Source organism: Haladaptatus sp. W1 (genome assembly GCF_001723155.1).
GTDB classification, from domain to species: domain Archaea; phylum Halobacteriota; class Halobacteria; order Halobacteriales; family Haladaptataceae; genus Haladaptatus; species Haladaptatus paucihalophilus.
This window is the reverse complement of the sequence record NZ_MEIH01000381.1, coordinates 17,712-29,935: the sequence shown is the minus strand read 5'-3', so window position 1 is coordinate 29,935 and position 12,224 is coordinate 17,712. Positions and strand designations below refer to the sequence as shown.

At 62.8% G+C, this 12,224-nt stretch carries 9 protein-coding genes; 2 read left to right on the top strand and 7 right to left on the bottom strand.

The window, feature by feature from the left end; all coding sequences use genetic code 11:
• The 3 genes from BG842_RS30340 to BG842_RS23420 all read right to left on the bottom strand — a co-directional run.
• Positions 1-170 (bottom strand): HalOD1 output domain-containing protein (locus BG842_RS30340; protein ID WP_303645380.1); only part of this gene is annotated, 170 nt, incomplete at its 3' end.
• 90 nt (positions 171-260) lie between these two features.
• A complete protein-coding gene (locus tag BG842_RS23425; protein WP_069452689.1) occupies positions 261-3,503 on the bottom strand; it encodes a PAS domain S-box protein in 3,243 nt (1,080 codons plus the stop codon).
• A 271-nt stretch (positions 3,504-3,774) separates the two neighbouring features.
• Entirely contained in the window at positions 3,775-4,614 is an 840-nt protein-coding gene (locus BG842_RS23420; RefSeq protein ID WP_069452688.1) for an RNA ligase family protein, read from the bottom strand.
• Between the two features lie 197 nt (positions 4,615-4,811).
• On the opposite strand from BG842_RS23420, the gene BG842_RS23415 reads away from it, so the two are divergent.
• Positions 4,812-5,165 carry a hypothetical protein gene (locus BG842_RS23415; protein ID WP_069452687.1) on the top strand — a complete coding sequence of 118 codons (354 nt, stop codon included), beginning with the start codon at positions 4,812-4,814 and terminating at the stop codon, positions 5,163-5,165.
• A gap of 354 nt (positions 5,166-5,519) precedes the next feature.
• Here the strand turns inward: BG842_RS23415 and BG842_RS23410 are convergent, their stop codons facing one another.
• The 3 genes from BG842_RS23410 to BG842_RS23405 are packed head-to-tail and all read right to left on the bottom strand — an operon-like array spanning position 5,520 to position 8,311.
• Positions 5,520-7,601 (bottom strand): hypothetical protein, encoded by a 2,082-nt coding sequence (locus BG842_RS23410; protein WP_069452686.1) that lies wholly within the window; start codon positions 7,599-7,601, stop codon positions 5,520-5,522.
• 33 nt (positions 7,602-7,634) lie between these two features.
• Complete coding sequence (locus tag BG842_RS32200) at positions 7,635-7,778, bottom strand: hypothetical protein (protein ID WP_254663421.1); 144 nt, start codon at positions 7,776-7,778, stop codon at positions 7,635-7,637.
• A complete protein-coding gene (locus BG842_RS23405; protein WP_254663420.1) occupies positions 7,754-8,311 on the bottom strand; it encodes a hypothetical protein in 558 nt (185 codons plus the stop codon). The genes BG842_RS32200 and BG842_RS23405 overlap by 25 nt, the downstream gene beginning before the upstream one ends.
• 379 nt (positions 8,312-8,690) lie before the next feature.
• On the opposite strand from BG842_RS23405, the gene BG842_RS23400 reads away from it, so the two are divergent.
• Positions 8,691-9,404, top strand: a complete 714-nt coding sequence (locus tag BG842_RS23400; protein ID WP_069452685.1) for a hypothetical protein — start codon at positions 8,691-8,693, stop codon at positions 9,402-9,404.
• Between the two features lie 58 nt (positions 9,405-9,462).
• On the opposite strand, the gene mutS is transcribed toward BG842_RS23400, so the two are convergent.
• Positions 9,463-12,141, bottom strand: coding sequence for a DNA mismatch repair protein MutS (gene mutS, locus BG842_RS23395; RefSeq protein ID WP_175424267.1), 2,679 nt, complete (start codon positions 12,139-12,141; stop codon positions 9,463-9,465).
• Positions 12,142-12,224: the final 83 nt, after the last annotated feature.

The following is a 12,224-nucleotide window of genomic DNA, read 5'->3' as shown; positions in this document are numbered from 1 at the left end:
GATGAGGTCGGTCGGAATAGTCTGTCGAGCGCGTCCGGGTCGATGATATCGTACAGTGGTGTCATATCGGCGGGATCGACTTCAGCGGCGTCGGCGACGGCACGTATCACGGCCTCACTAACACGTCCGCTTTTGACGGGTATTGTTGCGGTAGTTCCTCGTTCACTCATGCGTTCCACGACCGGAGGCAGGACAAGTATCGGTAAAGCGATTCCAGCTAGGTATGCAGTACCATACCGAGATTGGCGCTAGATGCCTAGCTACTCGACCTCGTAAAGCCGGTCGAACAGCTTCCGCTGGGCGGTTCGGAGGTGGTTGATGAACGTCGGTTGCGTGATGTCGAGGGACTTCGCGACTTCCTGCCCAGTGGTGCCGCGGGGAGAGTCGAAATAGCCGCTCAGGTAGGCCGTCTTCAACACCTGTTGCTGCCGGTCGGTGAGACCTTCTTCGAAGGCCGCACGGCAGGTTTGAACCGTCTGTACCGGCTGTTCCCGGTCGCGCCGTGCGGCGAGTTCGAGCCCCGAATAGCGCGTCCGGAGCGTCTCGACGAGTTCTCGGACCTCCGTCGTGGGCGGGATGGTGACGACCGCCCGGATTCGGTCCTCGGTGGCAGTTATCGATTCGGGCACTGCACCCCGTTCCCCGAACACCGACGGAATGAGCCGCTCCGTCACCGTGATTTCGAACAACACCTCGTCGTCGTGTTCGGTGACGGGGCGACTGTGTTCCACCGTGATGACCTCGTCCAGATACGCCTCGACCGCCTCGACGTCCGCCTCGTGAACGGTGATGAAGAGGTGGTCCCTCTCCTCGTCGGTGACGATTCCTTCGTACGTGACTCGGCAGTCGAGGCTCGCGGCGAGTCGTTGGAGCAAGTCGTCGGAACCGGTGACCCGAAAGTCGAGTTCGATACTCCGGTCGGTCAACAGGCCGCGCTTCGTTTCGAGGGCGTCGATGGTGTACGCGATGGTCTCTCCGAGTTCGGTGAACACTGCCTGTGAGAGCGCGTCGAACGCGTCCGAGCGCGTCGCGTACACCATCAGAACGCCGTAGGAGTACTCCCGGTAGACGAGCGGGATTCCGATAACCGACTGATAGCCCCTCGTGAGCGCTTCGAACCGCCACGCCTCGCGTTGGACGCCCCCGGCCACGTTCATTACGGTCGTGAGGGTGCCGTTTTTCACCGTACTCACCGCCGGTTCCACCGCCGCCGAGTCCGTCTCCAACTCCAACGAAACGCTGTCCAAATATCCGCGCTCCATGCCGGACCACGCTTCCGGGACGACCTTCGATGTCGCTTCGTCGAGCGTGCCGACCCACGCCATGGAGAATCGGTCGGTCGCGGCGAGGCGCTCACACACTTCGTCCACGACGTCCGAGCGAGAGTCCGCGAGGACGAGCAGATGTTCGATGTCGCGGAGCAGTTCCGTCGTCTCGTGCAATCGTTCGAGACGAGCGGCCTGTTCTTCGAGTTCGTGCTCCCGTTTGCGGAGCGCGGCCTCTCGGCTCACCCGGTCGAGCGCGGCCTGCGTCGTGGCGGCGAAGACTGTGGCCAGTTCGACGGCGTCCGTTTCGAACGTTCCCGGTTCGTCGTCGACGGACATGAACACCCCGTGGTTCCCGAGCGGGACGTACAGCCCGCTCCTGAGACGCGTCTCCGGGTTGTATACGTGTTCGGACTCTCGAACGTCGTCGAACACCCGCGTCTCCCCCGTGGCGAACACCTGCCACGTGATGCTCTCGCCCGCTTCGAAGGAAACCGGCGGGCCGACGAGCGGTGGGACGTCGTCCGAATGGGCCACCGGTTCCAGCGTGTTCGTCTCCTCGTCGAAGAGGAAGACGACGACGCCGGGGAGGTCGAGCACCGACGCACCCGCGTCGGCGGCGATTCGTGCCACTTCCTCCGTCGAGGACGCTTCGAGCATTTCTTGTGTCGCAGTGTGCAACGCCGTGAGCGCCTGCTCGTGACGCATCCGCGCGGTGACGTCCATCGAGACGCCGATGACACCCGTCACCTCGCCGTCCTCGTCGTGCATCGGTTGGAACCATGTCTCGAGATGCAGGTTCTCCAGTTCGTGGACGGCGTTGACGGCTTCTCCCGAGAGCGCCCGCCGAACGTCGGCGATAGCCTCGGGATATTCGGCGAGTCTGTCGAAAACCGACTCGCCGATGACCTCTTCGGAGGACGTATCGAATGCGGCCAACCCACGACCCTCAAAAAGGGTGTAACGCCCGTCGGCATCGAGCGCGAACAGGATGACCGGAACGTTCTCGACGACCGATTCGAGGCGCGTCTTGGTCTCTTCGAGTTCGCGCTTGCGCTCTTTCCGCTCGGTGATGTCTGTGTACACGGCGTAGGACTGCTCGCCGGATTCGCCGGGGTGAACCGGAATCGACCGCAGGAAGAAGTCCCGGACGCCGTCGGCCGTCTCGCGCCTGACCTCGTCCTCGATGTACTCCCCTGCTTTCACCCGGCGATTGATAGCGTTCCCTTCCGCGGCGAGTTCCGTCGGCAGAACGACGTCGTCTATCGAGCGACCGACCATCTCGTCTTCGGGGTAGCCGAACGTCCGCTCGAACGCGGCGTTCACCGCTTTTATCATCGGAACGTCGCCGTCGTACTCACAGTAGGCGGTCGCGTCGCCCGAATCCTCGAACAACGCCGCGACTCGGTCGCGTTCGAGTTGGAGACGCCGGTCGCGCTCGACCCGTTCCGATATGTCGCGCATGACTCCGACCGTCCCCTCGAACGACTCGTCCTCGGACGGAACCGACGTGAATCGCACTTCGACGGGAACCGTCTCGTCGTCGGCCGTCCGGATTTCGATTTCGTACGTGCCGACGTCCTTCTCGCCGTCGAGAAGGAGTTCACGCTGTCGAAATGCTTCCGAGACGTGTTCCTCGTCCGAGATGAGCGACCCGTGAGCGCCGACGAGTTCGTCCCGACTGTACCCCGTCAACTCCTCCATCGCTTCGTTGACGGCGAGAAGATAGAACTCGTCGTCCAGCGCGTAAATTCCGTCGTTGACGGTATCGAACATCGTTTCGTACCGTTCGAGGTCGCGTTCGTGCGCCGTCCGTTCTGGTGGTTCCTCGCCCAACTCGGCGACGCCGAAGAGATGGTCACTTTCGGGAAGTCGAACCAGGTGGCAGTCACCGGACCGTTCCCGCCCGTCTGCCGTGACGAAGCCGACGGAGACGGTGGCGTTGCCCTCATCGAGCGCCGTGGTACACGCGGCGTCGAAGCGTTCGCGGTCGGATTCGGTCACGAGGGCTCCGGCCCGCTGTGAGGCGAGGTCGGTACCGGAACGTCCGGTTAGGTCGGCCACGCGGTCGGACCACCACGAGAGGGGTTCCTCGTGCCGGAACGTGAACGCGAACACAGCGTCGTCGAACGCCGAGAACAGCTTCGCAAGTGAGCGAGAATCATCACCGAAACTCGACACGAAGGCGTCGAACCCCGTGACGTTCTGCGACGTCCGGTTGTCGGGAAATGACGTCATTGAACTATCCCCCTCGATAACGAGGGTCGTTGAGGGATAGAATGGGTGGCACGGTCATGAATCCACTGCTCTTCGTGTCGCCCGATTACGACTTCTCATCGTGAATTTTCCGTGAATCGAAATAAATGGTCGATTTTACAACACGCTCACCGCTATCCGCGACCGGTTTCACAACCGAAGCGCCACCGAACAGAACGGCCGGAGCGGGTCGTGGCTCGTCCGGTATTGGAGCCGTTTACGCGGTGGTCCTCGACTATCGCTTATTTGGCGACTAGTTCGAACGCTCGGCAACGAACTCGCTCGCAAGCGCCGCGAGGTCCGACCGGAACGCCCCCTCGTCGAAGTCCGCGGCGTCGTGAAACAGACGGTCGTGTTCCTCCCGAACGATGTCCTCGAACACGCGGTCGTAGAGGGTCTCGACCGTAACCGCCCGGTTCCGGGCTTCGACTTCCGTCGCAACCGTCCGAAACCGGCGGTCGGTTGCGAGTTCCTTTGCGACTTCCTCGGCGGGTCCCTTCACGGGTTCAACCTCCGCCGTCGCCTCCACGTCCGGGTGTGTGAGTTCCGCCCGCTCGCCCGTCTTGTTTCTGATGACGACGCCCGCCGCAGCTCCGTCGTACCAGTTCGACTCCGGAATCTCGTAGGCGTCGGGGTCGAAATCGACCGCTCGAACCTCCTTTTGGACGGTATTCACGGGATGGAGTCCGAGTCGTTCGTACACCTTCTCGACGGCATCCGGCGGGAGAAACCGCTCCTCGTTCGTCTCCCAGATGTCGTAGCCCAGAAACGACGGCGTGCGACGCCACTCGTAGTCGATGGTTCGTTTGACCGTCGCTTCGCCGAAGAAGACGACGGATTCGACGTCGCCGACCGCGGCGCGCAACGCCTCGCGGTCGAGGTTCTCCCGGAGGTGTCGGATCAGATGCTGGTATCGAGCAGGGAGTTCACCGGCTTCGTAGACCCGTTCCCGGTCGCCGACGCGAATCACGCCGGACTCCTGCAGTTGGAAGCGGACGCCCCACCCGTCTATCTTCTCCTGAATCCAGAGGTGGCCTCGTTCGAACAGGGCGGATGCGGCGTCGGCGCGCGGAATCGATGGATACCGTTTCATGGTGTTGGGTGGCGGTGCCGGTCGGTGTTGGGTGGCGGTACGGGCGGCGGTCGGTGCGGGCGGCGGACTGCTGTGAAACGGTAGCGGCGCGGGCTACTCGTAGTTTTTCATGCATCCTCCGCTCTTCGTGTTCGACTCGTTGCGACAGAACGGTCTTCTGGGATTCGTTCCTCCCTCCGAGGTAGTTCTTCCCCACGATGTGCGCGAACCAGTTCAGTCCGGCGCTGTCGCAGGTGCTCGGCTCGGAAGCGCGGTGTGACCTGTTCGCCGTCCTCGTCGAGCGCCGGGACGAGTGGCTCACCGCCGCCGAGTGGTGCGACCGAGCGGGCGTCTCGCGCTCGGGCTTCCACCGCGACCACAAATCCCTCTTCCTCGGCTTCGACCTCGTTGCCCTCCGAGACGGTGGTTCGGACGCCAGCACCCATCCTACCTACTCCCTCGCCGACATCGAGCAGGACGACCTGCTCGCCGACCTCCACTACGCGCTGGAGGACGAACTCGAAAACACCGGTCCCCTCCTCTCCGCCGCCCTCGAGGGATTCGTCCGATAGCTCCGTCGGCGACCGCGCGGAATCGAATTCTGTCGGTATTTACGCGACACGAATGTATCAAGTGGCGTTCACGAACCGGCCGTATTCCGTCGATTCGACCGGGAATAGCGCGTGAATTCAACATTTCGTCGTATTCTGTGCGATTTATTTCTATATTACATAGGTGAGTAGCTTTAAGAAAAGTCTACATTCACGGGGGGAGTCGATTTGATTGCATGTCGGAGGACAACCTACAAACGTATCTCGCACAGCACCCACGAATGATCGGCGTTTTGTTCACTATCTGTCTGCTCCTGATGCAGGCGGGGAACACGTCGGCGGCACAAGTAAATATGACAAACGGTCCATGATCAATCATAGGTCAGCGGCGGAAATCTCATCGCTCCAGTAGAGTTCTCTTCCTATTTTAACCGGACATAATTCTAATTCTAACACATCATCCAGCTCCTGTGCCGAGAGTTGGTAATCCGCCAGTAAACCAGATGCAAGATAGCGCGTCGATGTCTCGTCTAAAATCGGAGAGCCCATCGACCCCAAGCCATAGCTCGATGCTGGAAATGCATATTGTTCGAATATGAATTTGTCATCTCCATCCGGAGTCACTTGCTGCATTATCGGCGCACCACTTTCGCTCTGACACAGCGTCACGCCACCGTCTCCGACCGTGACGTATTCGACGCCGACGACCAACTCCTCTTTCGCAACGCTGAGGGCGGCACGAAGCGAGAATCCACAGTTCAACAGTCTGGCGAGCGAGCGGCCGATCTTCGTCGCCGAGGAGTTGACGACCTCGGCGAGGGTGACGACGCCGCCTTTGCTCCCCTTCTGGACGAGGGTTTCGCCCTGTCGGTACGAGCGGCAGGCGTTCAGCAGGAAGGCATCGACGTTGACTTCCGAGAGGGTGTCCGCGTCGAGCGACCCGTCCGAACAGTGGAAGCCGTCGTCGTCCACGTGGCCGATGTAGTGGATGAAGTCGGCGTCGGACCGGAACAGGGTCGCCAGTTCGTCCGTCGTCGTCTCCTCGTGAATCGACACGTCGAAGGCGACGAAATCGCGGAGTCCGTAGAATCGACTGACGACGTTCTCCTCGTCCATCGACACGTCGTTGCAGACGACGTGGACCGTCAGCGCCGACTCGTCCGGCGCGGTGTAATCGTCCTTCTGACGCAACGACTCTATGGACACCTTGTTGGCCCCGATTGGGTAGCCGTTGCCGACCCAGGCGTGTTCGATAGTGTCCGCCGACTCTATCTGGAACAGTTCGTCGTCGCCCCAGTCCCACGCGTCGTCCGCACTCCGCGTGAAGTCACCCGCCGCGACCGCCGTGCGCGTGAAGTCGTCTAACATCTTCGGCTTGGGCCGCGAGGTGTACGTGTCGGGGTGCTGTGGCGTTCGCAACAGCGACAACTCGCTTGCGAAGTGCGGGAGCGCGGGGAGCGTCTCCGCCGTCGGTACCACGTCCGTCGTGAGGTGCCAATCGAGGATGTGCGGTTCGAGCGTCTCGAACGGAACCGAGATGTACTCTGGCAGTTGCTCCGGGAGCGGTCGGTCGTACAGGTCGGCGAAATCGAGGTCCACCAGCGGTTCGACCCGCTCGCGCTCGTGCAGTTCGACCTTGTAGTACCCCTCCGTCCGCGTGAGGCAGTCGAGGAAGAACACCTGCCGGAGGATGCGGTTGACGGTGGCTTCGTACCCGCCGGGTCCCGAAAGCGAGCGTTCGAACTCCCCGACCCGCAATCGCGGCGCGTCGCCGACGACGAGTTCCGCGCCGAGGTAGTACGCCAGCGACGCCGCCGGGTACACGTAGCTCCGTTCGGGCGGCAGGACGAGTTCGACGCCCGTGTCCGGCCGCTCGATGCCGTCCGGTACGTCGAAGGACTCGCCTCGCTCGATGAGCGGCGGATGGCCGCGAAGCGTCGGAAACGACCGCTCACAGGTCGTCGTCTTCAGCGCCGACCCGAGCAGCGAGAGGGCGGCCATCGCGTCCTCCACGTCGTCGGTGACGGTGATGGTCCCCGCGGGACGTTCGTGGAACGACCGCGCACCGACGCGTGCCCGGCGACGCCCGTCGAACCGAATCATGGCGGACGTTTCGCCGTGGTCGAGCACCAGCGAACTCTCGACCGCGATGTAGAGCTTCATCGGCGTGCTCTGCACTTCGAGCAGGTAGTCGTTGAACGGGAGTTCCAACCCGTCGAACGTCGTCGCGTCGGTGACTATCGACCCGTCTTGGGTGCGGACCACGACCGAGAGGTGATTCGGAATCTCGATGCTCGTCGCCTCGAACCCGACCGCCGCGTCGATGGGGAAGTAAAACCCCGTCGTCCCGGCGGGTTCCATCGTGGGAGGGTCCTCGGTGTAGAGTTCAAATCGGACGTTCTCGACGGGGTCGAAGATGGTGAGCCCGGAACGCCGGTCGAGTGTATCGAACTCCATGTGTCTGATTCTCTGTTGTATGCTTCGGGACGATTATAGTTCTACCCACACCGTCGTTTTGTCGAGTTCCGGGACGTGCCAGCGCTGTTCGGCCTTCATTCCGGGGTTCCGTCGAAGTTCGATTCGCGCGTCGAACAGCGGCGTCAGGTCGCTCACGACGTCCTCCTCGTCTGCCACCGTGCCATCCCGTGAACGCCTCGAACGGTCGCGCCGAGGGTACGGAGGGACTGTTTCGTCGCTCGCATATCCCGCTGAATGAGCGGGAAGAGCGAATCGACGCCGACCCGGAGTTCGGCGGGAGCGAGACCGTTCTCGCGCTCTTCATAGTAACTGATGGCCGTCTGGATTTCGTCCCGGAGTTGGTGTACGTCGTCCTTCTCCGGCGGGTCGAGATACGACGCCGCCGACGTCGCGGCGGCCGGAATCGACCGCTCCCCGTTTCGCTGGTCGATCATCCACGTCGTCGCGTCGGCGGCGGACGCGTGCTTCGGAAGCCGGGATTCGGGGCTGTCGATGGTTCGGTCGATGAGCGCGAGGATGCGATACCGTCGCTCCCCGTAGCCGAACAGCACGCGGGCCGCCTTCGCGGAAATCCAATCGGGGACGTCGCCGGTCACGAGGATGTTGCTTCCCCGCTGTTTCAACCGCTGTAACCACGTCTGAAAGTTCGAATCGGGTTCGTCCCCCCGAAACTGGAGCTCCGAAGTCATATCGAGCATATTGGAATTCTTTCAGATAAATATTCCGAGTTAGATAAGTCGGAAGGAATCGAGCCTGTCCGCCGTCAGTGAGGTCTCGCGTTCGACGCTTCGCGGCCGTTCCTTCGGATCTCGATTCCTCGCGTTCGGCTGCTTTCGAATCGTTAGTTCGGACATATGTCATCGATGGTTGTACGATTAGTCAACTATTAGGACAAGCACGGATGGGCCGATACCAACGGCGTGCCGCTATCTCTCATCGTCCACGAAATCGAACTACGTTTCTCGATTTTTCGATGTGTATTTCATACTCTGTTTGTTGTAACTAATGAAAAAATGCTGCAAAGTTATGGGTCAGTACGTGAATTTCTGCCCGAGGTCATCCGTAAATATGACGAGAACGAGTATCACGCTCCTGTTGGTCCTCGCCGTGGTCTTCGCCGGTTGCGCGTCGCTCACCGGTAACGACGACCAGACGACCACGACGACGACCATCGAAAAGCCGACGGACACGACGGCATCGACGACGAGCACATCGACCGACGCGGGCGACGGAACGACGGACACGTCGTCCGACGTCACGACGACAACGACGGCACAGGCGACGACAACGCAAGCGACGACCACGACCGCCGAGTCGTCGTGGTCGGAACCGAAAGCTCCGAACACGCCGCTCCAGAACAAGATGGACTCGGAGGACGGCGGTAACTGGATACAGAGCGTTTCGGTCGTGAACACGAAGTCCGGAAACGGCGGGTACGCCGCCTTCGACCTGAAGGTCGAGGCCAACACTGACATGCATCACGTCGACCCCGCGGAGCACGGTACGGTGAACGGCGAACCGTTCTTCCTCGTGTACGCTGACGGGTCGCTCGACAACGGGTCGCGGTTCACCCGAACCGAGGGGACGCTTATCGAGCGGATGGACGTCTCCCGGGACGAGAACGGCGAGTTCACCATCACCATTCGACCCGGCGGACTGGAGAAAGCCGGTGTCGAAGACGGCGAGGTCAAACTCATGGTCCTGCTGATGGACGAGGACAAAGACTGGGACGACATCTACGGCGTCGCCACGGTCACGGTCGATTACTCGTCCGGCGAATAGTCGGCGACCACACGTCCGCTCCGACCCGTTCGGGGCGCGACACAGTTTTTTACTCGATTTATCGCTCTTCGACCCGCTGTTGCCACTCCTGTACCTTCGACATCAAATCGATGGGCGAGATGTCGGCGACTTCGACGCCCGCGAGTTCCGAGAGCACGGCCTCCGTTTCCGGGTCGAGCGAGGAATCGGTCGCGTCCGATTCCTCGCCATCGTTCGTCCCGTCCGCGTCGCTTCCGTTCCCGTTTCCGCCTGCTCCGTTCGTTTGGAACTGCCCCGACCCGAGGTCGAACACTGCCTGCACCGATTCGTTCGACCCCGACCCGCGCGCCTCGATGGCCTTCTCCTGTCTGAGTTTGTCGAGCACGTCTCGCGAGCGCTCGACCACGGGCATCGGCACGCCCGCCAAGTCGGCGACGTGAATCCCGTACGACCGGTTCGTCGGGCCGTCCCGAACGGTTCGGAGGAAGGTCACGTCCCCGTCCCGTTCGTCCGCCGCCACGTGGACGTTCTCGACGCGCTCCAAGTGGTCGGCCAGCGTCGTCAGTTCGTGGTAGTGGGTCGCAAAGAGCGTCTTCGCCCGGACCTCGTTGTGCAGGTACTCCGTCGCGGCCCACGCGATGGAGATGCCGTCGTAGGTCGCGGTTCCGCGACCCACCTCGTCCAGGATGACGAGCGAGTCCTCGCTCGCGGAGTGGAGGATGTTGCTCAACTCCTGCATCTCGACCATGAACGTCGAGCGACCCTGTGCCAACTCGTCCAGCGCCCCGACGCGGGTGAAGATGCCGTCCACTACTCCGATGCGGGCCGACCGCGCGGGGACGAAACTGCCGACCTGCGCCAGCAGGGTGATGAGCGCGACCTGCCGCATGTACGTCGATTTCCCGCTCATGTTCGGGCCGGTGACGATGAGGAACTCGCGGTCGTCGTCCATCCGCACGTCGTTCGGCACAAACTCGGTCGTTCGCTCCACGACGGGGTGGCGGCCCTGTTCGATGTCGAGTCCCGATTCGACGAGTTCGGGTCGCACCCAGCCGTTTTCGACGGCGTGGACGGCGAGGCTCGCCAGTACGTCCAACTCCGCCAGCGTCCGCCCGACGTCCTGCAGGAGTTCGGCGTGTTCGGCCACTCGTTCCCGGAGCTCTCCGAACAGTTCGTACTCCAGTTCGCCGCGTTGCTCTTCGAGGCGGAGGATTTCGCGTTCGCGCTCCCGGAGTTCGTCGGTGACGTACCGCTCGGAGTTCTTCAGCGTCTTGACGGCCTCGTACTCCTCGGGAACCTTGTCCGTGTCCGACTTCCCGACCTGCAGGTAGTAGCCGTCCGTCTTGTTGCGGTCCACCTGCAGATGCGAGATGCCGGTCCGGGACTTCTCGCGGTCCGCCAGCGTGTCGAACCACTCCAGATTCTCCTCGTGGCTGTCGATGATGTCGTCCAACTCCTCGTCGTAACCGCGGCGCAAGAGACCGCCTTGCGTGACCGTGTTCGGCGGGTCCTCCGCGACGGCTTCGGCCAACTCTTCGCGCAATCGCTCCACCCCTTCCCGGTTCGGTCGGGAGACGAGTTCGGCCAGCGGCGACCCGGAAAGCGACGGCGCGTTGGCCACGGCGTCGGCGACGGTTGGGAGGACGGCGAGGCTGTCCCGAACTCGGAGGAGGTCGTGAGCGTCGGCGCTCCCGGAGACGGCCTTGCTCGCCAACCGTTCGAGGTCGTAGGCGTCCGCGAGCGTCTCCCGAATCTCCTCGCGGGCGAGCGCCGACTCCGCGAAGGCGGCGACGCTCGACTGGCGTTCCCGAAGGGCGTCGGGCGACCGGCGGGGACGCTGGAGCCACTCCTTCAGCAACCGCCGTCCGGCGCTCGTCTTCGTGTGGTCCACCGTCTCGAACAGCGACCCCTTCCGGTCGCCGTGCATCGTCTCGGTGAGTTCGAGGTTGCGCTGTGTCGTCGCGTCGAGTTCCACGTGGTCGTCGGCGTGGTACGACTGCAACCGCGTCATGGACCCGAGGACGCCCGCGCCGGTCTCCTCGACGTAGGAGAGGACCGCACCCGCGGCCCGCACCTCCGCTCCGTCACCCGAATCCAATCCGAGACTGGACAGGGCCTCCGTCCCGAACTGCTCGCGGGTTCGGTGGGCGGCCTTGCCGGGCGCGAACGCGTTCGCGTCGTGAACCGACAGGGAGGCGTCGGTCCGCTCGCGGACCCGTTCGAGGAACGAATCGTCGTTCCGGAGTTCGGGACCCGGAAGGACCTCGGCGGGGTCGAACCGGTACAGTTCCGTCAGCGCCTTGGAATCGGCGTCGGGCCCCGAAACGGCGCTGACGAGGAAGCGACCGGTCGTCACGTCCGCGAAGGCCAACCCGTAGCCGTCGTCCACGCGGACGATTCCCGCGAGGTACTGGGCGTCCGCCGAGGTCGTTTCGAGGAGCGTGCCGGGCGTCACGACCCGCGAAATCCGTCGGGCGTGGCCGCCGTCCGTCTCGTACTGGTCGGCCACGGCCACGCGGTAGCCCCGCTCGACCAGCCCTTTCACGTACGGCGTCAGTTCCGAGAGCGGGACGCCCGCCATCGGATAGCTACTGCCGTGGCTGGACTTCTTCGAGACGTTCAGGTCGAGCACGTCGCCGACCAACTCCGCGTCGTCCGCGAAGAACTCGTAGAAGTCGCCGACCTGCATCGTCAACACGTCCGCGTCCGTCTCCGCTTTGAGCGAGAGAAACTCCCCGACGATGCCGCCCTCACTCACGGCGGGCACCCCCGGAGACGAGAACCGAAATCATGTACGACAGTGGGGTGGACGCCGACTAAAACGGTGCGGATTCGGCGCGA

Coding starts and splice junctions, on each gene's coding strand:
- BG842_RS23410 (WP_069452686.1), bottom strand. CDS start 7,601: ATGGAGTTCGATACACTCGACCGGCGTTCCGGGCTCACCATCTTCGAC.
- BG842_RS23405 (WP_254663420.1), bottom strand. CDS start 8,311: ATGACTTCGGAGCTCCAGTTTCGGGGGGACGAACCCGATTCGAACTTT.
- BG842_RS23400 (WP_069452685.1), top strand. CDS start 8,691: ATGACGAGAACGAGTATCACGCTCCTGTTGGTCCTCGCCGTGGTCTTC.
- BG842_RS23420 (WP_069452688.1), bottom strand. CDS start 4,614: ATGAAACGGTATCCATCGATTCCGCGCGCCGACGCCGCATCCGCCCTG.
- BG842_RS23415 (WP_069452687.1), top strand. CDS start 4,812: ATGTGCGCGAACCAGTTCAGTCCGGCGCTGTCGCAGGTGCTCGGCTCG.
- BG842_RS23425 (WP_069452689.1), bottom strand. CDS start 3,503: ATGACGTCATTTCCCGACAACCGGACGTCGCAGAACGTCACGGGGTTC.